General features: G+C 63.7%; 19 protein-coding genes. 12 read left to right on the top strand and 7 right to left on the bottom strand.

The window, feature by feature from the left end; all coding sequences use genetic code 11:
* Window positions 1-209: 209 nt before the first annotated feature.
* Together cmk and rpsA are read left to right on the top strand one after the other, a co-directional pair.
* A complete protein-coding gene (gene cmk, locus NKH42_RS02955) occupies window positions 210-860 on the top strand; it encodes a (d)CMP kinase (protein ID WP_352509790.1) in 651 nt (216 codons plus the stop codon).
* A 204-nt stretch (window positions 861-1,064) separates the two neighbouring features.
* A complete protein-coding gene (rpsA, locus tag NKH42_RS02950) occupies window positions 1,065-2,762 on the top strand; it encodes a 30S ribosomal protein S1 (protein WP_023676278.1) in 1,698 nt (565 codons plus the stop codon).
* Window positions 2,763-2,863: 101 nt separating this feature from the next.
* Here rpsA and NKH42_RS02945 read toward each other — a convergent pair whose 3' ends face one another.
* From NKH42_RS02945 to NKH42_RS02935, 3 genes are read right to left on the bottom strand one after another with little or no spacing between them, the layout of a single operon-like run.
* Window positions 2,864-3,571 (bottom strand): SDR family NAD(P)-dependent oxidoreductase, encoded by a 708-nt coding sequence (locus NKH42_RS02945; protein WP_352480696.1) that lies wholly within the window; start codon window positions 3,569-3,571, stop codon window positions 2,864-2,866.
* A gap of 57 nt (window positions 3,572-3,628) precedes the next feature.
* A complete protein-coding gene (locus tag NKH42_RS02940; protein ID WP_352509792.1) occupies window positions 3,629-5,209 on the bottom strand; it encodes a 5-guanidino-2-oxopentanoate decarboxylase in 1,581 nt (526 codons plus the stop codon).
* A complete protein-coding gene (locus NKH42_RS02935) occupies window positions 5,206-6,054 on the bottom strand; it encodes a dimethylarginine dimethylaminohydrolase family protein (RefSeq protein ID WP_352509798.1) in 849 nt (282 codons plus the stop codon). The genes NKH42_RS02940 and NKH42_RS02935 overlap by 4 nt, the downstream gene beginning before the upstream one ends.
* A 217-nt stretch (window positions 6,055-6,271) precedes the next feature.
* On the opposite strand from NKH42_RS02935, the gene NKH42_RS02930 reads away from it, so the two are divergent.
* The 5 genes from NKH42_RS02930 (at window position 6,272) to NKH42_RS02910 (ending at window position 10,634) form a co-directional block, all read left to right on the top strand.
* Window positions 6,272-7,081 (top strand): ABC transporter ATP-binding protein, encoded by an 810-nt coding sequence (locus NKH42_RS02930; protein ID WP_352509793.1) that lies wholly within the window; start codon window positions 6,272-6,274, stop codon window positions 7,079-7,081.
* 56 nt (window positions 7,082-7,137) lie between these two features.
* Window positions 7,138-7,932: a transporter substrate-binding domain-containing protein gene (locus NKH42_RS02925; RefSeq protein WP_352509795.1), complete on the top strand. Its 795-nt coding sequence runs from the start codon at window positions 7,138-7,140 to the stop codon at window positions 7,930-7,932.
* A 126-nt stretch (window positions 7,933-8,058) separates the two neighbouring features.
* A complete protein-coding gene (locus NKH42_RS02920; protein WP_254816058.1) occupies window positions 8,059-8,790 on the top strand; it encodes an ABC transporter permease in 732 nt (243 codons plus the stop codon).
* Complete coding sequence (locus NKH42_RS02915; protein WP_254816057.1) at window positions 8,790-9,599, top strand: ABC transporter permease; 810 nt, start codon at window positions 8,790-8,792, stop codon at window positions 9,597-9,599. The genes NKH42_RS02920 and NKH42_RS02915 overlap by 1 nt, the downstream gene beginning before the upstream one ends.
* A 33-nt stretch (window positions 9,600-9,632) precedes the next feature.
* Window positions 9,633-10,634: an Ldh family oxidoreductase gene (locus NKH42_RS02910; protein WP_352686637.1), complete on the top strand. Its 1,002-nt coding sequence runs from the start codon at window positions 9,633-9,635 to the stop codon at window positions 10,632-10,634.
* Window positions 10,635-10,688: 54 nt separating this feature from the next.
* Here the strand turns inward: NKH42_RS02910 and NKH42_RS02905 are convergent, their stop codons facing one another.
* Window positions 10,689-10,958: a hypothetical protein gene (locus NKH42_RS02905; protein WP_352505873.1), complete on the bottom strand. Its 270-nt coding sequence runs from the start codon at window positions 10,956-10,958 to the stop codon at window positions 10,689-10,691.
* A gap of 243 nt (window positions 10,959-11,201) precedes the next feature.
* On the opposite strand from NKH42_RS02905, the gene NKH42_RS02900 reads away from it, so the two are divergent.
* Window positions 11,202-12,176 carry a complex I NDUFA9 subunit family protein gene (locus tag NKH42_RS02900; RefSeq protein WP_352505874.1) on the top strand — a complete coding sequence of 325 codons (975 nt, stop codon included), beginning with the start codon at window positions 11,202-11,204 and terminating at the stop codon, window positions 12,174-12,176.
* Between the two features lie 21 nt (window positions 12,177-12,197).
* On the opposite strand, the gene NKH42_RS02895 is transcribed toward NKH42_RS02900, so the two are convergent.
* Window positions 12,198-13,571 carry a cytochrome P450 gene (locus NKH42_RS02895; RefSeq protein WP_352505875.1) on the bottom strand — a complete coding sequence of 458 codons (1,374 nt, stop codon included), beginning with the start codon at window positions 13,569-13,571 and terminating at the stop codon, window positions 12,198-12,200.
* Between the two features lie 185 nt (window positions 13,572-13,756).
* Between NKH42_RS02895 and NKH42_RS02890 the strand changes: the two genes are divergently transcribed.
* From NKH42_RS02890 to NKH42_RS02875, 4 genes are all read left to right on the top strand, one after another.
* Window positions 13,757-14,326 carry an NADPH-dependent FMN reductase gene (locus tag NKH42_RS02890; RefSeq protein ID WP_352505876.1) on the top strand — a complete coding sequence of 190 codons (570 nt, stop codon included), beginning with the start codon at window positions 13,757-13,759 and terminating at the stop codon, window positions 14,324-14,326.
* 58 nt (window positions 14,327-14,384) lie between these two features.
* Window positions 14,385-17,051, top strand: coding sequence for a caspase family protein (locus tag NKH42_RS02885; protein ID WP_352751862.1), 2,667 nt, complete (start codon window positions 14,385-14,387; stop codon window positions 17,049-17,051).
* Between the two features lie 146 nt (window positions 17,052-17,197).
* Window positions 17,198-19,669 carry a DNA topoisomerase (ATP-hydrolyzing) subunit B gene (gene gyrB, locus NKH42_RS02880; protein ID WP_352505878.1) on the top strand — a complete coding sequence of 824 codons (2,472 nt, stop codon included), beginning with the start codon at window positions 17,198-17,200 and terminating at the stop codon, window positions 19,667-19,669.
* Window positions 19,670-19,914: 245 nt separating this feature from the next.
* Complete coding sequence (locus NKH42_RS02875) at window positions 19,915-20,832, top strand: hypothetical protein (RefSeq protein WP_352480094.1); 918 nt, start codon at window positions 19,915-19,917, stop codon at window positions 20,830-20,832.
* Window positions 20,833-20,927: 95 nt separating this feature from the next.
* Here NKH42_RS02875 and NKH42_RS02870 read toward each other — a convergent pair whose 3' ends face one another.
* A complete protein-coding gene (locus tag NKH42_RS02870; RefSeq protein WP_352505879.1) occupies window positions 20,928-22,448 on the bottom strand; it encodes a hypothetical protein in 1,521 nt (506 codons plus the stop codon).
* 92 nt (window positions 22,449-22,540) lie between these two features.
* Window positions 22,541-23,938, bottom strand: a complete 1,398-nt coding sequence (locus NKH42_RS02865) for an NAD(P)(+) transhydrogenase (Re/Si-specific) subunit beta (protein WP_352480092.1) — start codon at window positions 23,936-23,938, stop codon at window positions 22,541-22,543.

The raw sequence follows: 23,938 nt of genomic DNA, 5'->3' as shown, positions 1-23,938 counted from the left end.
TCGTCATCCTGGGGCGAAGCAAGGAGCGAAGCGACGCGGCGAAGACCCCAGGATCCATGCCGTGACGTCAGAGCATCGCAACGGTTCAGAATTCTGGCCCGCCGCATCCCTCGGTACATGTCACGGCATGGATCCCAGGGTCTCCGCGACGGAGCTTCGCTCCTGCTCCGCCCTGGGATGACGAAGGCGCGAGGGCTGGTCCACTGCCAATGAGCATCCCTTTTACCATCGCCATCGACGGCCCCGCCGGCGCCGGCAAGGGCACGCTCGCCCGCAGGCTGGCCGATCACTATCGGCTGAACCTGCTCGACACCGGCCTTACCTATCGCGCGGTGGCGCATGCGCTGCTCCGGCTCGGCCTGCCGCTCGACAATGTTTCGGCCGCTGAAACCGCGGCCCGGCAGGTCGATCCGGCAAAGCTCGACCGCGCAGTGCTTTCGGCACACGCCGTTGGCGAGGCGGCTTCGAAAGTGGCAGTGATCCCGTCGGTGCGGCGCATCCTGGTAGAGAAACAGCGTGACTTCGCAAGAACACCGCCTGGCGCGGTGCTCGACGGCCGCGACATCGGCACCGTCGTCTGTCCCGATGCCGACGTAAAACTCTATGTCACGGCCAGTGCCGAGGTGCGGGCAAAGCGGCGGCTGGATGAAATCGAGAGCATCGGCGGCACTGCCAATTTTGACGAAATCCTTGCCGATATCGTGCGCCGCGACGAGCGCGACATGGGCCGCGTGGACTCGCCCTTGAAGCCGGCCGTCGACGCGCACTTGCTCGACACGTCGGAAATGGCTATAGAAGCCGCGTTTCTGGCAGCACGGGCGATCATCGACGACGTCCTGGCCAAGAGAAACAAAGCCTGAGCCTGGGTTTTCCTGCCGCCGCCGATTGCCGGCGACAAAAAGAATTCCCATATCGGGCGTGAACCAGCCTGCCAGCATTCTTCATGCGCCGGAATTGCCGCTCAAAGGCGGCCAGGGCTTTTGCCCGGAACGTTGGCAGGCCAACGCAACGCTAACCCACGGCGCCGGCCCTGCGACAGATTGCGGGGCATTCCAGGAGAAACTATGTCAGTTGCAAACCCCACTCGCGATGATTTCGCGAGCCTGCTCGAAGAATCATTTTCCGCCGGCCATTCCGGCGAAGGCCAGGTCGTCAAGGGCATCATCACCGCCATTGAGAAGGACATGGCCATCATCGACGTCGGCCTCAAGGTCGAAGGCCGCGTGCCGCTGAAGGAATTCGGCGTCAAGGGCAAGGATACGACGCTCAAGGTCGGCGACACGGTCGAGGTCTATGTCGAGCGTATCGAGAACGCGCTTGGCGAAGCCATGCTGTCGCGTGAAAAGGCCCGCCGCGAAGAGAGCTGGGTCCGTCTCGAAGAGAAGTTCACCAAGGGCGAACGCGTCGAAGGCGTCATCTTCAACCAGGTCAAGGGCGGCTTCACCGTCGACCTCGACGGCGCCGTGGCCTTCCTGCCGCGCAGCCAGGTCGACATCCGCCCGATCCGCGACGTCTCGCCGCTGATGCACAACCCGCAGCCCTTCGAGATCCTCAAGATGGATCGCCGCCGCGGCAACATCGTGGTGTCGCGCCGCACCGTGCTCGAGGAAAGCCGCGCCGAACAGCGTTCGGAAATCGTGCAGAACCTCGAAGAAGGCCAGGTGGTCGAAGGCGTCGTCAAGAACATCACCGACTATGGTGCGTTCGTCGACCTCGGCGGCATCGACGGCCTGCTGCACGTCACCGACATGGCATGGCGCCGCGTCAACCATCCGACCGAAATCCTCAACATCGGCCAGACGGTCAAGGTGCAGATCATCCGCATCAACCAGGAAACCCACCGCATCTCGCTCGGCATGAAGCAGCTCGAGAGCGATCCGTGGTCCGAGATCGGCACCAAGTTCCCGATCGGCAAGAAGATCAAGGGTACCGTTACCAACATCACCGACTACGGCGCATTCGTCGAGCTGGAGCCGGGCATCGAAGGCCTCATCCACGTTTCGGAAATGTCGTGGACCAAGAAGAACGTGCATCCCGGCAAGATCCTGTCGACAACGCAGGAAGTCGACGTTGTGGTGCTCGAAGTCGATCCGGCCAAGCGCCGTATCTCGCTCGGCCTCAAGCAGACGCTGGAGAACCCGTGGGAGGCCTTCGCGCGCAGCCACCCGGTCGGCAGCCAGGTTGAGGGCGAGGTCAAGAACAAGACGGAGTTCGGCCTGTTTATCGGCCTCGAAGGCGACGTCGACGGTATGGTCCACCTTTCCGACCTCGACTGGACCCGTCCGGGCGAGCAGGTGATCGAGGAGTACAATCGCGGCGACATGGTCAAGGCGCAGGTGCTCGACGTCGACATCGACAAGGAGCGCATCTCGCTCGGCATCAAGCAGTTGGCCAAGGACACGGTCGGCGAAGCCGCGACGTCGGGCGAACTGCGCAAGAACGCAGTCGTCACCTGCGAGGTTATCGGCGTGAAGGATGGCGGTCTGGAAGTGCGGCTGGTCGACAGCGGCATCGAGACCTTCATCAAGCGCTCCGACCTCAGCCGTGACCGCGACGAGCAGCGCCCCGAGCGCTTCACCGTCGGCCAGAAGGTCGACGCCCGCGTCATCGCCTTCGACAAGAAGACCCGCAAACTGCAGGTCTCCATCAAGGCGCTGGAAATCGCCGAAGAGAAGGAAGCGGTCGCCCAATACGGTTCGACCGACTCCGGCGCTTCGCTGGGCGACATCCTTGGCGCCGCGCTGAAGAAGCAGGGCAGCTAAGCCAACACCGCGCTTCGCGCGGGTTATAAACGAAACAAGAGAGCCCCGCCGGAACGATCAGGCGGGGCTTTTGCTTGTGACCTTTGCGACGGACCGCAGGCTCAGGCCCTGCCGTAAAGCGGCACCAGCGTGCCGCTGATGGCCATGTTGGCCGGCGAGGCGAGATAGGCAATGGCCTCGGCGGCCGCTTCAAGGCTGACCCATCTGCTGAAATCTGCGTTCGGCATGTCAGCCCGGTTGGCCGGCGTGTCGAGCGTCGAGGGCGCCACGGCGTTGACCAGAATGCCGTTGCCCTTCAGCTCTTCGGCCATCGCCACGGTCATCGCGGCGACTGCCGCCTTGGCGGCGGCGTAGGCCACCTTGCCGGAGCCGCGCCGCGGATCGAGCCCGGCTCGCGCGGTGACATTGACGATGCGGCCCGGCACGGAAGATTCCAGCATCGAGCGTATCGCCGCGCGGCAGCACAGGAAGGTGGTGCGGGCGTTGGTGTCCATCATCTCGGCGAAGGAGGCGGGCTCGATCTTCTCGACCGGCGCGGCGGTGAAGCCGCCGGCCAGATGCACCGATGCCCATAAATTCGGAACGCTGGCATAGAAGGCGTCGACCTTGGCAGGGTCGGCGAGGTCGACGTTATGCGCCAACCTGACGCGGTCATGCGCCGGGAAGGGGAAATGTGCAGGCGCGGCAGCGTGAGCGTTGGGCACATGGCAGATCGCGCCCTGCTCCAGCAGGTTCCCTACGACCGCGCCGCCAAGGGCACCGGTGCCGCCGGTCACCACGATATGTCTGCCGTCCAGTGTTTCCGTCATATTCGACCGCTCCGTCATTGCGCGCCGCCGATCCGGAAGGTCGCGCCTTTCGCGCGATCACTCAACCGAAATCTCTATGACGTAAGGTCGTCCAGTCGCCCGCGCGCGCCCAAGCGCGTCCGCCAAGCCGCCGGCGCCGGAAATCCGCTCGGCGGCAATGCCGTAGGCTTCGGCCAATTTGCAGAAATCCGGCGGTGCCGGGGAGACGCCGACCGGCTCGACGCCGACGTCGAGCATCGAGGTTTCGATCTCGCGGTAGCCGCGATTGTTCCAGACGGCGAAGATCACCGGCGCCGCAGCGTCGAGCGCGGCGCCCAGTTCCGGCAGGGTGAACTGGAAGCCGCCGTCGCCGGTGAGGCAAACGACCGGCGCCTCAGGCCTGGCAAGGACGGCGCCGATCGCCGCCGCCGGGCCATAGCCGAGCGCGCCGAAGCCGGTGGCCGCGTTGAACCAGCCGCCCGGCCGGTCATGATCGTAATAGAGGTTGGCGGCGTAGACCGGCTGGGTCGAATCGCCGACGATGATCGCGCCAGGCAGCGCATCGCGGATCGTCTCGACGGCGCGCAGTTGCGCCTGCATAGCCGGGCCGATCTCGGCAAAGGCCGCTTGCCGCGTCGCGGCGGCGCGAGCGGCGCCGTCGACCGATTGCGCCTGGCCCGTGCCGAGTTCGGCACCCAGCGCCTCGAGCGCTGCACCGCAATCGGCCTGGATCGAAATCCGGGCCGGCCGGCGGGCAAGCTGGTCGGCGCCGATATCGATGCGGATCAGATTGGCAGGCAGGACAAAACCGCCGTCGCCATAGCCATCATAGTCGGTCGGACCGAATTCGGTGCCGGCGGCAATGACCAGATCGGCGCCGGCCATCAGCGCACGCACCGCCTTCAGGCTGGGGCTGGCCGGCACGCCAAGCGGATGGCGATAGAGCAGGCCGCGCGCATTGGCGGTCTGGACGACCGGCGCTCCCAACCTCTCGGCAAGGCGCTGCAACGGTGCTTCGGCCGCTTTGGCGCCGCCGCCGGCCAGGATAAGCGGCCGGCGGGCGGACGCGCATAGCCTTGCCGCCGCGGCAATCGCCGCCACATCCGGCTCGGGCGGCGCTGAATTCCGCAGCAACGGCACGATGCTGTTGCCAGGCAGGCTCATGACATCGGTCGGGATCTCGATATGCACCGGACCCGGACGCGAGGATGAAAACAGCGCAAAGGCGCGGGCGAGCACGCCGGGCAGCTCGCCGGCGTCGGTGACACGGTGCGAAAACAGCGCCACCTTCTCCATCATGCCGCGCTGGTCTGGCAGTTCATGCAGATGGCCAAGGCCTTTGCCCAGCGTCGGTGTGGCGTTGACGCCCGAGATTACCAGCATCGGCACCGAATCGGCGCGCGCCTGGCCCATGGCGGTGATGGTGTTGGTCAGCCCCGGCCCGGTGATGACGAAGGCGATGCCGGGCCTGCCGCTGGCGCGCGCATAGCCATCAGCCATGAAGCCGGCGCCCTGCTCGTGGCGCGGCGTGACGTGACGGATCTTCGACCGCGCAAGCCCGCGATAGAGCTCGACCGTGTGTACGCCGGGAATGCCGAAGACTATGTCGACGCCGTGCGCTTCGAGCAAGGTGATGAGCGCTTCGCCGATGGTCGTCATTGTCTTAGCACCGGGCGTGTGAGGCAGGTCGGGCCGCCCTCGCAGGCAATGCACAGCGCATCGGCCTCGAATGTCGAGACCGTACAGCCAGCGGCCTGCATGGCAGCCGCCGTCTTCGGAAAACCGGCAACGGCGATAACCTGGCGCGGCGCGGTCGGCAGGACGTTGAGGCTGAGCCCATTCGAGGCGAAGAATTCGTCGGCGTCGCCCTCGACCAGCCGAATGCCGCGTTCGCGCAGCATTTGGTGGAAGGCGACCGGCAGGAGGGGCGCATAGACCAGCGCCAGATCGTCGGCGAGCGGGCTGATCACCGACATCAGGTGCAGGCAGGCCTCCTCGCCTTGCCAGAGCGGCAGGTCGAAGCCGTAGACCTGGATACCCTTGGGCGAAAGCAGGTTGGCGAGCTGCTGGATGCCGAGCTGATTGGTGCGCACGCCGCGGCCGACGGCCAGCGTGTTTGCATCCACCCACACGCAGTCGCCGCCCTCGACCTGGCCGGGAGCCTCGATACGGCCAAGGATGGGGATGCCCATGCGCCCATAGGCTGCCTCGTGCAGGCCTGGCTCGGGCCGGCGCAGCGCCTTGCCCATAGCGAGGATAACCGCGCCGTGGTCGGTCATCAGCGAGGGATCGTGGGTGAAGACCGAATCGGCAAGCCCGTCATCGGCGTCGCTCAGCCATTCGATTTCGGCGCCTGAGACAGAAATCAGCCTGGCCAGCGCATCATGCTGGGCCGCCGCTTTTTGCGGATCGAAGCCGGGGCCATAGTGCCAATCCAGCGCTTCGGCCCGACGCATGGCGCTGGCGGCGGAGCGCATCAGCACGCGCTGCAGCGTCCCGGCCATCGACTGCGACCCGTATGCTTTGACCACTAAATTCTCCTGAAACGCGCCCCTCCTGCCAATAGCCACTCGGCAGGCGGTGATCAATGGTCCAAAAACTGCGGTTGACGGAGGCAAGCGGAACGGTCCATCTTGAGAATCGGAACGCTGTCCAGTGACGGGTAATGGGTAAAAAATTCCAGCAAGGACTGCCTCGGTTGCTCCGCGGGGCGCCGCGACGATGACAGCGCCCGTCACCGCCCTGAAGCATCCGGCGCAGAACGGCGCTGCCGAAGCCATCCACGTCGAGAACCTGCACAAGAATTTCGGCAACCTGCACGTACTGAAGGGCGTTTCGCTGTCGGCGCGCGACGGCGAGGTGATCGCCATCATCGGCGGCTCAGGCTCGGGCAAATCCACGCTGCTGCGCTGCATCAACTGCCTGGAGAACCCGACCAGCGGCATCATCCGCGTCAATGGCGAGCAGATCCGGTTGAAGGCCGACAGCCACGGTCACACCGTGCCCGCCGACCGCAAGCAGATCGAACGCATCCGCTCCAAGCTCGGCATGGTCTTCCAGAATTTCAATCTGTGGAGCCACATGACGTTGATCGAGAACGTCATCGAGGTTCCCGTGCATGTGCTCGGCGTCAGGCGCGATGTGGCGATCGGCGAGGCGGAAAAGCTGCTCGCCCGCGTCGGCCTTGCCGAAAAACGCGACGTCTATCCCGCCTATCTGTCGGGCGGCCAACAACAGCGCGCCGCGATCGCCAGGGCGCTGGCCATCAATCCGCGCGTCATGCTGTTCGATGAGCCGACCTCGGCGCTCGACCCGGAGCTGGTCGGTGAGGTGCTGAAGGTGATCGGCGACCTGGCGCGCGAAGGCCGCACCATGGTGCTGGTCACCCATGAGATGAAGTTTGCCCGCGAGGTCGCGACGCATGTCGTCTACCTCCATAATGGGCTGGTCGAGGAAGAGGGGCCGCCGGAACAGATCTTCGGCGCACCCAGATCCGAAAGACTGAAGCAGTTTCTGCGCAATGTTGGATGACTTGCGAGAAAAGCAGACGGGAACGTCAAAGCAAAAAAACGGGAGAACTGAAAGAAATGAAACCTTTTCTCAAAACGGTGCTCGCGGCCACGCTGATCGCATTGTCGGGTGCATTTTCGGCAAGCGCCGAACAGATCAAGGTGGGATTTTCGCCTGAAGCCTATCCGCCGTTTTACTCGCAGGATGCATCCGGCAAGTGGGGCGGCTGGGAAGTCGACATCGTCAACGCCATCTGCGGCGAAGCCAAGCTGGATTGCGTATTGACGCCAGTCCCATGGGACGGCCTTATCCCGGCGCTTAAAACCAAGAAGATCGATGCAATCATGAATTCGATGTCCATTACCGACGAACGCAAGAAGGAAATCGACTTCTCCGACAAATATTATAACACGCCGACCGCGGTGATCGGCGCCAAGGATCAGAAATTCGATGCGACGCCAGAGGGGCTGAAGGGCAAGATAGTCGGCGTTCAGGCCTCCACGGTGCACGCCGCCTACGCCAAGAAGCACTTCACCGACGCTGCGGAAATCAAGGAATACCAGACGCAGGACGAGGCAAATCAGGATCTCGCCGCCGGCCGGATCGATGCCACCCAGGCCGATTCGATCGCGCTCGACGCATTTTTGAAGTCGGATCAAGGCAAAGCGTGCTGCGACCTCAAGGGTTATGTCGCACCGGACCTGGAAGTGCTCGGGCCTGGCGTCGGCGCCGGCGTACGCCAAGGCGACACCGAGATCAAGGATAAGCTCAATGCCGCAATCAAGGCTATCCGAGCCAATGGCAAGTATGCCGAAATCACCAAGAAGTACTTCGACTTCGACATCTACGGCGACGAGTCGCAGTCCAACTGACGGCAGCGGCATCAAGCCGGGCAGGCCTAGCCGCCATCGTCGCGATGGCACGTCCGGCTTGATACATCATTGGCGCCTCAACCCGGAAGTCCAGGGGGACATAAGCTGAGCGACGTTCTCGCCACCATGTTCGGAGCCAGTTCGCTGGAATTGCTGTCCTTCGAACCGCCGAACGGCAGGGGTCTCAACCTTCTGCACGGGCTGGCAAACTCGGTCGGAATTGCCTTCGGTTCCTTTGGGGTCGGTCTTGTGATCGGCGTCGGCGGCGCCTATGGCAAGCTCTATGGCGGGCCGGTGGTCCGTGACCTGCTGGAAGTTTACACCACAGTGGTCCGCGCCGTGCCCGAGTTGGTCCTGATCCTGCTGCTTTATTTCGCTGGTACCGACCTCATCAACCAGTTGCTTACCGCGCTCGGCTATGCCGCGATCGATATCAACGGGGTTGTCGCCGGCATAGGTGTGCTCGGGGTCGTGCAGGGCGCCTACTCCACCGAAGTCTTGCGCGGCGCGATCCGCGCCATTCCGCAAGGCCAGATCGAAGCCGCCCGGGCGTATGGAATGCCTCCCGGCCTGCTTCTCAGGCGCATAACGCTGCCGGCGATGCTGCCCTTCGCCATTCCGGGGTTGGCAAATCTGTGGCTGATCGCCACCAAGGACACCGCGCTTCTCGCGATCGTCGGCGTTAATGAACTGACCCAAACCACACGGACGGCAGCCGGCGCGACGAAGGCTTATTTCACCTTCTTCATGGCGGCGGGCGCGCTCTATCTCGTCCTGACCCTCGTCTCCAACATCGCTATCGGGCGCGTTGAGCGCTGGGCACGACGCGGCATGCCCTCCATCGCGGGATCGCATTGATGGCCGCCGAAACTCCGGTCATTGACGCCGCCGCACGGGCCTCGCTGTGGATGCAGCCGCACCGCATAGCGCTGATCCTGATCGCGCTGGTTGTCGTAGTGGCATCGATTTTCCTCATGCGCTGGGATTGGCTGCCGGCCTATCTGCCGCTGGCCTTGCAAGGCATATGGCGGACCATCTGGCTGCTTGTGGTAACGTCGGTGCTGGGCATCGCGCTGGCCATTCCCCTCGGCCTTGCGCAGGTGATCGGCCCGCCGATCTTGAGTGTGCCGGCCAAGGTGTTCTGCACGATTATTCGCGGCACGCCGCTGCTGCTCCAGCTCTGGCTGCTCTACTACGGACTGGGTTCGCTGTTTCCGCAATTTCCTTGGATACGCGAGTCGTTCCTCTGGCCCATTCTAAGGCAGGCATGGCCCTACGCCGTTCTTTCTCTGACGATCTCGTATGCCGGCTATGAAGGCGAAGTAATGCGTGGCGCCTTCGCCGGGGTACCGCTTGGCCAACTCGAAGCGGCCCGCGCTTTCGGCATGAGCCGTTGGAAAATCTTCAGGCGCATATGGCTCCCGCAGGCGATCAGCCGGGCACTGCCGACGCTGGCGGGTGAAACTGTTCTCCAGCTGAAAGCGACACCGCTGGTGGCAACGATAACTATGGTCGACATCTATGCCGTAGCTTCGCGGGTGCGCCAGGATCTATTCATCACCTACGAACCCTTGCTGCTTCTGGCGTTGGTCTATATGTCCATCACCGGTATCCTGGTGTTCGGTTTCCGCAGGCTCGAGGCGCGGATCCCGAGCAAGCTAGGCTAAAGCTGTTAAAGTCGCGAATTCAGGGCAGCTGCCATGCAACTCAGTCTCGACCAGGCGACAGGGCTGTGCCGGATGGCCGCACTTGGCGCCGGCGCCAACGAAGAGGCGGCGCAGTCGCTGGCTGCCTCGATCGTCGCGGCCGAGGCTGAAGGACTGTCGACAGTCGGACTGTCGCACTTCATCGATTATCTCGAAGCACTGGAAGCCGGCCGTATTGACGGCAACGCCGATCCGGTGATCACCAGGCCGGCGCTCGCGGTCTATCTTTCCGATGCGCGCGGCGGCTTAGCGCATACCGGTTTCGACCGCACGATCGATGACCTCGCCAAGGCGGCGCGGCTGTTCGGCGTCGCCATCTTTTCGCAGAAGAATGCTTATACCTGCGGCGCGCTCGGCTATTTCACCGGACGGCTGGCCGCGCAGGGATTGGTGTCGTTCGCCGCCACCAACGGCCCGGCCGTGCTTGCCGGCTCGGGCTCGGTCAAGCCGGTCTACTGCACCAACCCGATGTCCTTTGCCGCACCCACCACGGACGGGGCGCCGCTGGTCATCGACCAGTCGTCGAGCGCCACTGCCTTCGTCAACATCCGCAAGGCGGCCGAGGACGGCAAGAAGATCCCCGAAGGCTGGGCACTGGACGCCAGCGGCAATCCAACCACGGACCCGGCAGCCGCCATGAAAGGCGCCATGCTTGCCTTCGGCGGCCAGCGCGGCGCCAACATCGCGCTGATGGTCGAGGTGCTGGCTGCGGGCCTGTCGGGCGCCAACTGGTCGCTCGATGCGCCATGGTTCAGCGGCGGGCCGGACAGTCCGGGGACCGGCCTGTTCGTGCTCGCCGTCGAGCCCAAGCTGCTCGATCCGAACTTCGAGAAACGGATGAAGGACCAACTCGACAGGTTGCGGCGGCGCTATGGCGTGCATGTGCCGGGGCGTGCCCGGGCAGAAGCGGCAGAGAAGGCGGCGGCGCGCGGCATAAGCGCGCCGAAAGCCGTGGTGCAACGCATTTCCGAATTCGCCGCGCGCTATTCGTCCTAAAGAAATTCGTTTGTACGATGAGCGGCAGAGGCCGGCCGATCCGGGAGCGCGAGCCTACTTCCCGCAATGATGATCGTTGATGACGTTCACCGCATTCGCGTCCGGTCCTACCCTGTTGTAGGAGCAGGGTTCGGCGGCCGTCGTGAACAGGGGGTTGTCATAGTAGCGCGGGCCACCGAACAGAATGTCGATGATGTCGCCGTTGGCGGGAACGTAGCGTTCGGGTTGCGCTTGGTGATGCCGGTTTGCCGCGAATGCCGGGGCACCAATGCTGCAGCCTGTTACGAAAGCCAGAGCGAAGATCGCAACGCGTTTTGTCGTCATCGGCAATATCCTCCATTCGGAATCAAACCATACATCTAAAATCGCCTAGCGAACAAAGGTTCCTGTTCCTAATGGAGTTGCCGTAAAGCCGGGCCTCGACGGCGTTTTCTGCCATTTCGAACGGATCCGGAAAATCATGCTTCAACAGTGCCGGGCGACCTATGGTCGCCCTTTGCCTTTGGCGCGAAACCGACTATGAAACGGCTTCAATCAAGCCATCTGGATAGCCCGCCGGAGCCAGCCATGACCGAAATCCTTCAGACCCCAAAGCTCGTCGTCGTTTTCGGCGGCTCCGGCTTTGTCGGTCGTCATGTCGTGCGGGCGCTGGCCAAGCGCGGCTACCGCATCCGGGTCGCCTGCCGCCGGCCCGATCTCGCCGGTCATTTGCAACCGCTTGGCAATGTCGGGCAGATCCAGCCGGTGCAGGCCAATGTCCGGGTGCGCTGGTCGGTCGACCGCGCCGTGCAAGGCGCCGACCATGTCGTCAATCTGGTGGCGATCGCGCATGAGGCCGGCCGGCAGAAATTTACTGCCGTCCACGAGTTCGGCGCGCGCGCTATTGCCGAAGCGGCGCGCGCCGTCGGCGCCGGCCTCACCCACATCTCGGCTCTGGGAGCGGAGCTCCACGCGCAATCGGACTACGCGCGGACCAAGGCGCTCGGCGAAAAGGCCGTTCTTGAGACGGTCCAAGACGCCGTGATCTTGCGGCCATCGATCAATTTCGGGCCGGAGGACGGTTTCTTCAACCGCTTTGCCAACATGGCCCGCTTTTCCCCAGTGCTGCCGCTGATCGGCGGCGGGCAGACGAAATTCCAGCCGGTCTATGTCGGCGACGTCGCCGAGGCGGTGGCGCACTCGGTCGACGGCAAGGTCCAGGGCGGCCGGATCTATGAACTCGGCGGGCCGCAGGTGCTTACCTTCAAGGAATGCATGCAAGAGCTGCTCGTCATCATCGAACGCAGGCGGTTTTTGCTGCCCGTGCCATGGTGGCTGGCGAACCTCCAGGCATCAATTCTCGGGCTGCTGCCCAATCCATTGTTGACCAAGGACCAGGTCCTGCTGTTGCGCCAGCACAATGTCGTGTCGGATGACGCCGTCAAGGACAACAGGACGCTTGCCGGCCTCGGTATCCAGCCGCGTTCGATCGGAACCATCCTGCCAAGCTATCTCTGGCGCTACCGCGCCGCCGGCCAGTTCCAACGCAAGTCCGCCGCATAACACGAACGGACGTCCGGTTGCCTACGGCGCGCGCCTGGTAACCTGCATCGGCAGCCCGCCTTGCGGCTGCGTCGTCAGCTTCTGCACCGGCCAGGGTCGGGTTTGCGCGGTGGTATCGAAACGATAACGCGAAAGCATGATCGCCAACGCGATGATTGCCTCCTGCATGGCAAAGCTGGCGCCGATGCAGACGCGAGGCCCGGCGCCGAACGGCAAATACTGGAAACGGTCGATCTTTTCACGATTCCCCGGATGGAAGCGTTCCGGCATGAAAGCGTCCGGCCGGTCCCACAATTTCCGATGGCGGTGGACGACCCACGGCATCACCAGCACCGCGGCACGCCGCGGTATGTAGAGGCCGTTCCAGGTTTCGGGCTCGATCGGTTCGCGGTTGATCGATGGCGCCGGCGGATAGAGCCTGAGCGCCTCTTCGAAGGCGGCACGGGTGAGCGGCATGGCGTCGAGCCATTTCGTCGGGTCGGGCTCACGCGCCAGCACCGCATCGATCTCGTGCTCGATCTTTTCGCGCTCCCACGGCGCTTCGGCAAGGCAGTAGAGCGTCCAGCCGAGCGCCCTGGCCGTAGTCTCGTGGCCAGCGCCGATGAAGGTGATGATGTTGTCCTCGACTTCGGACCGGGTTAGCCCGCCCGGTCCCTCCGCCCTCAACAGCAGCGTAAGAAAATCCTGCGGCACCGTGTCCGGAGCACGCCTCAACCGCGCCTCGCGCATCTGCACCGTGTCGGTGACGATCTTGCGGAAGTAGGCCATGGTCTTGCGGCCGCGGATGCGGGTCAGGCGCGGCAGCCAGTCGGGTGCCCGCAACAGGTCGAGTGGATCGACCCGACCCATCGTCTCGAACAGGCGGTCGATCTCCTTGGCAAAGCTGCCCGGCTCGCCTGAAATCTCACCGGAAAACAGCGTCTCGGCCAGGATGTCAAAGGTAAGCAGCGTCATGTCGTGAGCGACGTCGAACGTACCGCCGCCCTCGTAGCGCATGACGAACTCCCGCGTGCGTTTCAGCATCGGCTCGGCGAAACCGAAGATATGGCGCGGCGTGAACACTGGCGCCATCGCCTTGCGTGAACGCCTCCACACCTCGCCCTCGGCGGTCAGCAGGCCGTCGCGCAGGATCGGCCGCAGGATCAGCTGGCGAACCGTCGCCATCTTGTAGTTCTTGGCGTTATCGACGAGCACATGGCGAATGAGACCGGGATCGTTGGCGATGACCAGCGGCCCACCGATACCGGTCACCGAAATCCAGGGCTCGTTATAGGTCGGCTCGCCCCACAGCTCGAGCGGATTGCGGTAGACGATGCGGATCATCTCCAGCGTCGAGGGCGGCGCTGTGCGCGGCTTCGGCGCCGGCGGGACGAAGGGGACGGGCTGACTGTCCATGGCTTGCTCCGCTGACACCTCAATGTAGTGGCGGGCAAGGCAGGCGTCCATGTGACTGGACGACAAGGCGAAGCATCCGCTCTCTGGAATGTGACCAGGGCACCGGAAATTGCCTGCTTGCTGTGTCCGGCTGCGTGTCTTAGGTGGCAGCACCACAGATGTCAGAAACCGGCAGGAGCCCCGCTTTGAAGCACCAGTTGAACGTCATCATCGGCAGCACGCGGCCGGGCCGCGCCGGACCGGTTTTCGCAAAGTGGCTGGAAAGCTTTGCGCGCGAACACGGCAAATTCGAGCCATTGCTCACCGATATCGCCGCCTTCAACCTGCCGGTGCTGGACGAGCCGCATCATCCGAGACTCGGCAAATACGAAAACAGCCACACGAAAGCCTGGTCGAAAGCAATCGACGCCGCCGACGCATTCGTCTTCGTAGCGCCGGAATACAATTATTTCGCCGCTCCGGCGATCGTCAACGCGGTCGACTACCTGCTCAGGGAATGGCGATACAAGCCGGCCGCCATCCTCAGCTATGGCGGTGTCTCCGGCGGCTTGCGAGCGGCGCAGGCAGTCAAACCGTTGCTGACCTCCGTCGGCGTCATGCCGATCCCGGAAGGCGTGGCGCTGCCGATGTACCAGAAGCTGCTCGACGAGACCGGCGCCTTCCTGCCCAGCGAGCAGGTGCTCGGCGGGGCCAGGACCATGCTGGACGAGTTGTTCCGCTGGAGCGAAGCGCTGAAGCCGATGCGGGTCGGCTGACAACGCGAACGGCCGCGCTTGCCAATGCCATAACTTGCTCATGCCATAAAGAGATGGAATGCTCCGGCAAACGACCGGGCCGGGGCGGTTCGATTTGCGTCTTCTGTTTGCCTTGCTGCTGATCCTCTCGACGGCCTCCGCTGCCGTGGCGGAGCGGCGCGTTGCGCTGGTCATCGCCGAGAACGACTACCGGCTGATCCGGCCGCTCGCCAATCCCGTCAACGACGGCGAGGTGATGGAAACGGTGCTGAGGAAGCTCGGCTTTGAGGTCTTCCTCGAAACCAACCGCGACCTGCGGCGCATGCGCCGGGCGCTCGACGATTTCCGCGAGGATGCCAAAGGCGCCGACGTGGTACTGGTGTTCTTTTCCGGCCACGGGGTCGAGATCGCCGGCGAGAATCGGCTCCTGCCGGTCGATGCAGACGCGTCGTCGCTCGATGCGCTGGAAAGGACCAGCCTGCCGCTGGAGCAGATCCGCACGACCGTCGCCGCCACCAGCAAGGTCGGGCTGATCGTGCTCGATGCCTGCCGCAGCGATCCGTTTGCGGCTACGGGCGGCGAAGGCCGCGGCGCAACGGCGCTTGCAAAAGAGGTCGGCGTCAAGGTCCGGCCGGGTCTTGGCCGCGTCGGGCGGGCAGAAAACATTCTGTTTGCCTTCTCGGCAGCGCCCGGCGAGACCGCCGCGGATGGGACCGGCCAGAATTCGCCGTTCACCGCGGCGTTGACGAAATATCTCGGCACCGATGGACTCGAGATCCGCTCCGTGCTGACGCTCGTGCAGCAGGAGGTCTACGACCTCTCGCGCGGCAAGCAATTGCCCTATGTCGAGAGCGGCCTGCCGCAGCTGTTCTTTGCCACGACAGCCAAGGAGAAACTGCCCGAGCGCGAACGCCTGTTGCTTGCCATGGCCGAGGTGACGCCTCAGATGCGCGGCGAGGTGGAGAAGATCGCCAGTGACGCCGACATGCCGCTGGCACCGCTCTATGGCGCGTTGATCAGTTCCGATACCGGCCACCTCTCCGCTGACAGTCTGAACGCCAGGCTGCGTGAGGCAGCCGACGCCTTCGTCAAGGTGCGGAGCGAAATGCAGACGCTTGGATCCGACGATCTGCGGGTGGCAGCGTTGCGCCGGCAGGCCGAAGAGCAGCTTTCGCTGGGAGCGTTCGATGCGGCGCGCAAAAAGCTCGCCGAGGCAGCCGAGATCGATAATGTCTCTCGCAACGCTCTGAAGGCCAATTTCGTCAGCCGCACGCTCTCCGAGGCCGCAACGCGCTATCTGTCCGGCGGGGCGGCGCGGGCCGACCTCGACTACGCCACAGCCATCAAGGACTATGAATCCGTGCTCGCGCTTTATGGCGAAGCCGGACGGGTGGTGCTGTCGCTCGACGATGCCGACCGCTTGATCCGCACGCTGGACGAGCTGGGCAAACTCTATACCACGGTTGGCAATATCGATGCGGCCGGCCGCGCCTTCGAGACGCTGCAAGCCGATCTCGAACGGCGGTCGCATCATGAAACCGATCCCAACGTGAAACGCGACTTCGCCGTCAGTCACGTCAAGCTCGGCAATGTGCGGATGGCACAAGGCAATCTGCCGACAGCGCTGCAAAACTATGAGGCGGCCAAGACCATTCTGCAGGGCCTGACCGAGGCAGAACCGGACAATCTGGAGTGGTTCGGCGACCTCGCCATGGCCGACGACAAGATCGGTAACGTACTGGCGACGCAAGGCGATCTGGCCGGCGCCGCAGAGGTCTACCAGGAAAGTCTGTCGATCAAGAAACAGCTCGCCGCCGGAGAGCCCGACCGTGCCGAACTGCAGCGCGACCTGACCATCACCTACGATGAGATCGGTCACCTTGCCCATGTCGCAGGCCAACTGGATAACGCACAGGCGGCCTATGAAGAGAGCCTGAAGGTGCGGCTGGCGCTGGCGGCGGACAAACCGGGAGACGCCGACCGGCAGCGTGACGTCTCGGTCAGCCACGATACGATAGGCGACCTGCTGCGCGAACGCGGCGACGCCGCCGGGGCGCTGGCGGCTTACAGGGAAGGCCTCGCGATCGTCAAGCAACTGGCGAAACGCGATCCGGACGACACCGAGCTGAAACGCGACCTGTCGGTCGGCAACGCCAAGATCGGCAATGCGCTGAGCGACCAGCAGAATTGGCCGGCGGCACTTTCGGCTTATCGTGAGGCACTTTCGCAGGCCAGCGCGCTCGCCGTCGGCGACCCGAACAACACCGAATGGCAGCGCGACCTGTCCGTCTGCCTCGAGAAAGTCGCCGGCGTCCTGGCGATACAGGGCGACCACAAAGGCGCGCTGAAAGCCTATCTGGACAGCTACGCGATTGCGCAGCGGCTGGCCAAGCTCGATCCGGCCAATTCCGACTGGCAGCGTGACTTGTCGATAACGCTGTCCGAAGTCGCCACCCTGCGCCTAAAGCAGCGCGACCTCAGCGGAGCCCGGCAAGCCTATCAGGACAGCCTGGCCATTCGCGAGAAACTTGCCCGGGCCGATCCGGACAACGCCACCTGGCAGCGCGACCTGGTGGTCGCCTATATCGACTACGCGCAAGTCGCTAAGGATCCGAAAGCCGTGCTTTCCAAGGCGCTCGACATGACGCTCGAGCTCGACCGAAGCGGGCGGTTGGCGCCGCGATACAAATTCATGATCAAGTTCCTGCGTCAGCGGCTGGCCAGGATCGAAGCCAAGCGCCAGTAGCCGGCCGACGCGACCGTCATTCCGTCCGGAAATGCCTGCAAACCTTGGAAAAACCGCCTTTTGCGCCTATATCTACGACATTAGAAATGCGCGATTCGAAGCCGATTTTTCGCGCTCTGCACACGGCATCAATCAGACAGGTTTTCATGAGCGAACAGACCGACATCGCCAACGGCGTTGAAGCCGAATACGGCGCCGATTCCATCAAGGTTTTGAAGGGCTTGGATGCCGTTCGCAAGCGGCCGGGCATGTATATCGGCGATACCGACGACGGCTCGGGCCTGCACCACATGGTCTATGAAGTCGTCGACAACGCCATCGACGAAGCCCTGGCCGGCCATGCCGACCTGGTCACGGTGACGCTCAATCCGGACGGATCGGTGACGGTCACCGACAATGGCCGCGGCATTCCGACCGATATCCACACCGGCGAAGGCATTTCGGCGGCCGAAGTGATCATGACGCAGCTGCATGCCGGCGGCAAGTTCGACCAGAACTCCTACAAGGTGTCGGGCGGCCTGCACGGCGTCGGCGTGTCGGTCGTCAACGCACTGTCGGCCTGGCTGAAACTGAAGATCCGCCGCAACGGCCAGATCTACGAGATGAGCTTCACGCATGGCAATGCCGACGCGCCGCTGCGCGTTACCGGCAGTTATGAACAAGACAAGCTCCCCGGCACCTATGAAGGCCGCAGCGGCAGCGAAATCACGTTTTTGCCGTCGTCCGAAACCTTCACCATGGTCGAATTCGACTACGGTACGCTGGAGCATCGGCTGCGCGAACTCGCCTTCCTGAACTCCGGCGTGCGCATCGTTTTGACCGATGCCCGCCATGCCGACATCGTGCGCCATGAATTGCACTACGATGGCGGCCTCGAAGAGTTCGTCCGATATCTCGACCGGACGAAAAAGCCGTTGCTCGACAAGCCGATATCGATCCGCGCCGAGCGCGACGGCATCACGGTCGAAGTCGCCATGTGGTGGAACGACAGCTACCACGAGAACGTGCTGGCCTTCACCAATAACATCCCGCAACGCGACGGCGGCACGCATCTGGCAGGCTTTCGCGGTGCGCTGACACGCCAGATAACCGGCTATGGCGACTCTTCGGGCCTGACCAAGAAGGAAAAGGTGGCGCTGATCGGCGACGATTGCCGTGAAGGGCTGACGGCGGTGCTGTCAGTCAAGGTTCCCGACCCGAAATTCTCCTCGCAGACCAAGGACAAGCTGGTGTCGTCCGAGGTCCGTCCGGTGGTCGAAGGGCTGGTCAACGAAGCGCTCGGCACCTGGCTGGAGGAGCACCCGACCGAGGGCAAGGCGGTCATCGAGAAGGTCATCCAGGCCGCGGCCGCGCGTGAAGCCGCGCGCAAGGCACGCGACATTACCCGCAAGAGTTCGCTCGGCGTCACCTCGCTGCCCGGCAAGCTGGCCGATTGCCAGGAGCGCGATCCGGCAAAATCGGAGATCTTCATCGTCGAGGGCGACAGCGCCGGCGGCTCGGCCAAGGGCGGCCGTTCGCGCCAGAACCAGGCCATTCTTCCGCTGCGCGGCAAGATCCTCAATGTCGAGCGCGCCCGCTTCGACCGTATGCTCGGCTCCGACATGATCGGCACGCTGATCACTGCGCTCGGCACCTCGATCGGCAAGGACGAGTTCAATGCCGACAAGCTGCGATACCACAAGATCATCCTGATGACCGACGCCGATGTCGACGGCGCCCACATCCGCACCTTGCTGCTGACCTTCTTCTTTCGCCAGATGCCGGAACTGATCGAACGCGGTCATCTCTACATCGCGCAGCCGCCGCTCTATAAGGTGACGCGCGGGAAGAGCTCGCAATACATCAAGGACGAAGCCGCCTTCGAGGAATTCCTGATCGGCTCCGGGCTGGAAGAAGCGTCGCTTGCGCTCAGCACGGGCGAGGTGCGGGCCGGGCAGGACCTGCGCAGTGCCATCGACGACGCCTTGGCTGTCCGCCAGCTCATCAACGGATTGCACACCCGCTATAACAGAGGCGTGGTCGAGCAGGCAGCGATTGCCGGCGCGCTCAACCCGGAGATCTTCACCGACCTCGGCCGCGCCAATGAGACGGCCGAGCGTGTTGCCCGCCGTCTCGACATTATCGCCGAGGACACCGAGCGCGGCTGGATCGGCCGCATGTCGACCTCGAACGAGGGCATTGGCGGCTATGTCTTCGAGCGAACGGTGCGCAGCGTCAAGGAGTTCGCACATCTCGACCTGGCGCTGATCAATTCCGCCGACGCACGCCAGCTCGACCGCTATGCGCCGCGTCTGGCGGAAATCTATGGCGAGCCGCCGGTGCTGCGCCGCAAGGATGTCTCGGAAACCATTTCGGGGCCGCTGGCACTGCTCAATGCCGTGTTTGCCACCGGCCGCAAGGGCCTCACCATGCAGCGCTACAAGGGCCTTGGCGAAATGAACGCCGAGCAGCTCTGGGAAACGACGCTTGACCCGAATGTGCGCTCGCTCTTGCAGGTCAAGGTCAATGACGCAACGGATGCGGACAGCTTGTTTTCGCGGCTGATGGGCGACGAGGTCGAGCCCAGGCGCGAATTCATCCAGGAAAACGCGCTGTCGGTCGCCAATCTGGACATCTGAGCCACGATCTCAGATACCCAGCCAGCAGGCATGAAGTGCATTGGTGCGCCTTGGCGCACCGATGCCGACTGTTGCAAGCAACAGAGATCAGCAGGACCGCCGGAACGGAAAGGCTTTCAAGGCATTGTAGTTGATCACAATCGCCGCAGGAGGCATCCATGGGACGTGGCATTTTGCTCTGGCTTCTCGGAGTCCCGATTCCGATCATTATTCTGATCATGCTGTTTGCAAGGTAGGGGGCTTCGATGCCGTCCACCCTAACGACTGCCGACGTTTCCGCACCGACGGAATCCGCTTCCCCCGCTGTCAGCTGGGGGCCAATCGTCGCCGGCGCCTTTGCTGCGTCGACGCTTACCTTCATCTTGATGCTGCTCGGCTCCGGGCTTGGGCTGAGCATGGTGTCGCCATGGTCCGGCTCGGGTGCGTCAGTCACCACTTTCGCAGTTTCCACTGCCGTCTGGCTGATCGTCGTGCAGTGGTTGTCGTCGGCGCTGGGCGGCTACCTCGCCGGACGCCTGCGCACCAAATGGGTCGGCATCCACACCGATGAAGTCTTCTTCCGCGATACCGCTCACGGTTTCCTGGCCTGGGCGCTGGCGACGTTGCTCGTCGCCGGCGTGCTCGGCACGGCGCTTTCGGCCGCAATAGGCAGCGGTGTCCAGGCTGCTTCGACTGTGGCATCGGGCGCGGCAATGGGCGCTTCGGCAGGTGCTGCCGCAAACGCTGGTGGCGCCTCGACTAACGACGCCACGTCGTATTTCGTCGATACGCTGTTTCGCCCGGCCGATCCGGCAAGGCTCGCTGCCGCCAATCCGGAGAGCGACGCCGCGGCATCGGCGCAGGCATCGCGCATTCTGATCGCGAGTGCCGCAGCAGGCGAAATATCGGCCGACGACAAGACCTATCTGTCGCGGCTGGTGGCCGCCCGCACAGGCCTGTCCGAAGCGGATGCCACCGCTCGCGTCGATGCAGTAATCGCCAGAGCGCAGGAGGCCAAGGTCAAGGCGCAGCAGGCGGCCGACACCGCCAGAAAGGCAGGCGCCACCTTCTCGCTGATTGGCGCGCTGTCGCTGGTCATCGGCGCCTTCATTGCCAGTGCGGCCGCAGCACTTGGCGGCAGGCAGCGCGACGACGAGGAAGCAATTTTCCTGACCAATCGTTGATCGGTGACTAGGCGAACTCGGTCCGCTTCGGGAAGATTACGCCCGAAGCGGACCCTTGCCTTGAAGTGCCGCCGCGGCATTGTCGTGCTCACCGCCTACAGCTCAGCTTCCAGTTTGCGGCCGAGATCGACCGCATCGCGCAGCACGGCAAGGTGCGAGCGCGGCCGTGCGCCGACCGGCGCATTGACTTCGACGCCGCTCGCCGTCAGCGACCAATAGAGCCTGTGCGTGAAGACGCGGCCAAGCGAGCCGCGCAGCTCGACCTGGATGTTTTCCACGCCGGGACCGAAGTTTTCCGTCATCCGCCCTGAGATCGGGTCGCCGGTCAGCCAGCCATTGCCCCTGTCGAAAATATTGGTCCAGCGCGTTGCGGCAAACACCGCGCCATGATGCACCGCCCGCTGCGGCTTGCCGGAATGGCTGCGCCCTTCCTGGTAGAGCATGGTCCCGCCCGCCGCCCTGTCGGCGATCGGCGGGCATGCCGAAAACAGGCGCTCGGCGATGCCGCGCCTGAATTCGGCGAGGTTGTAGGTCACCAGGAACTCGCTGTGGGTCAGCGGACTGCCGAGCGTGACGAAATCGCTGATCTTCCACGGCAGCGGATGATCGGCGTCGCCGACGCGAAGCTGCCGGTAGAGCTCCCATTGGTGGCGCCGGAATGCGGGGAGATCATTGAGGCTGTCGGGCCAGGCGGAGGCATCGGCGGCCAGCGTCGCCTTGTCGACGGCGTGGATCGCCTTCAGCCGCGCTTTGTCGCGAATGGCTTCCAGCTTTCTAGGCCTGAAATCAGCCCACAAGATCTGCAACAGATCATAGGCGATGATCGACCCGAGGCTGTGCGAGACCAGCACGATGCGATCATAGGCATCGTCCATCATGAGACGCTTCAGCAGCTTGAGGCCACGCTCGCGGACCAGCGCCCGTTTCTCGACCGTTGCCGCTTCGGCCCGCACATAGGCGGCGACGTCGCCGAAATAAGGCAAGCCAAACTGGTCCACCGACCAGATGACGAACGACGCCAGAACCGTGACAAGCACACCGGTCGTCCAGGAGATGTAGCCTTGCCAGGTCGACGTTGCGAGCGCCAGCGCCGCGCCGAGGACGACGATGGTGGCCAAAAGCGTGACGACGTAGAGTTTGCGCACATCGCGCGGAATATCGACGGGCTTGCGCCAGAGCAGGGTCGTCACCCAGGCAGCAAGGCGGCTTCGGGTCGTGCCCTGGGTGATGTCGGCCCAGTAAAGCTCGTAGAAATCGGTGCGGCGGCCATCGACATCATAGGGCGTGGTGATCCGGCGGAGTTCGTGCGAATTGGTCCGGCTGTCGGGCGTGATCCAGCTCTGGTTGATCTTCGCACCCATCGGGTCGGCCGGATCGGCGACATGGGCATAGAACGGTGCACGGGCCGGATCGTGGCTCCATACGGCCTGGACAAACTCCCTCAACGTGTCCATGGGCCGCTGCTCGCCCATGCCGTGCACGACCACTACCGCCTGGCTGCGCTTGCGTGGCGCCTTCTCTGCTGCGGTCAGATCGGCGGCCGGCGATGCAGCAGAACCAGGGTCGGGCACCAGCACCTCCACGATGACGCCGTTTGCAAGACGACGGGTCGGCATCGTAGCTTCAGAACCGGTAACAGCCAAGAAAAAGCCCGGCGCGGAGCCGAGCTGTATTCGACGATCGGCAGTGAATTGGCAACGAGGCCTTTTCAGTGATCCATGGCCTTGACGATCTCCTCGGTCATCTTCTTGGCGTCGCCGAGCAGCATCATGGTGCCGTCCTTGTAGAACAGCGTGTTGTCGATGCCGGCATAGCCGGAGCCAAGCGAGCGCTTGACGAACAGGCAAGTGCGCGCCTTGTCGACGTCGAGGATCGGCATGCCGTAGATCGGTGAGGACTTGTCGTCACGAGCCGAGGGATTGGTGACGTCGTTGGCGCCGATGACATAGGCGACGTCGGCCTGCGCGAACTCAGAGTTGATGTCCTCCAACTCGAACACTTCGTCATAAGGCACGTTGGCTTCGGCCAAGAGCACGTTCATGTGGCCGGGCATGCGGCCGGCGACGGGGTGGATGGCGTATTTGACGTCGACGCCGTTGGCCTTGAGCTTGTCGGCCATCTCGCGCAGCGCGTGCTGCGCCTGGGCGACGGCCATGCCGTAGCCCGGCACGATGATGACCTTTTGCGCATTCATCATCAGATAGGCGGCATCCTCGGCCGAGCCCTGCTTGACCGTGCGCTCGATGCCGTCGTTGGCAATGGCTGATGTCTCGCCGCCGAAGCCACCGAGGATGACCGAGATGAAGCTCCGGTTCATGCCTTTGCACATGATGTAGGACAGGATGGCGCCCGATGAACCGACCAGAGCGCCGGTGATGATCAGCGCCAGATTGCCGAGCGTGAAACCGAGTGCGGCGGCGGCCCAGCCGGAATAGGAATTCAGCATCGACACCACCACCGGCATATCGGCGCCGCCGATCGGGATGATGAGAAGGACGCCCAGCACCAGCGAGCCGGCAACGATCAGCCAGAACACCAGCTTGGACTCGGTGGTGACGAGCAGCACGATCAGCACGATCAGCGCAATGCCCAGGGCCGCGTTGATGAAGTGGCGGCCACCGATCATGATCGGCTTGCCCGACATGCGGCCGTCGAGCTTCAAGAAAGCGATGACCGAGCCGGTGAAAGTGATGGCGCCGATGGCAACGCCGAGGCTCATCTCGATCAGCGCCTGGGCATGAATATCGGCGACGGTGCCGATGCCGAAGCTTTCCGGTGCATAGATGGCGGCGGCCGCCACCATGACCGCAGCAAGACCGACCAGCGAGTGAAAGGCGGCGACCAGCTGCGGCATCGAGGTCATGGCGATGCGCCGTGCCGTGACCGCACCGACCGAGCCGCCGATCAGCAGCCCGAGCACGATCAGCGCGAAGCGGCCGGCGGAAGGGGTGGCCAGAGCCAGCGTCGTGGCGATGGCAATGCCCATACCGATCATGCCGTACATGTTGCCCTGGCGGCTGGTGGTCGGATGCGACAGGCCGCGCAATGCCAGGATGAACAGGATGCCGGAGACCAGATAGAGGAAGGAAGCGAAGTTGGCGTTCAT

This window comes from Mesorhizobium sp. M1142 (assembly GCF_040318565.1).
Taxonomy (GTDB): domain Bacteria; phylum Pseudomonadota; class Alphaproteobacteria; order Rhizobiales; family Rhizobiaceae; genus Mesorhizobium.
The sequence above is the reverse complement of the archived record's forward strand: the minus strand, read 5'-3'. Positions and strand labels throughout refer to the sequence as shown.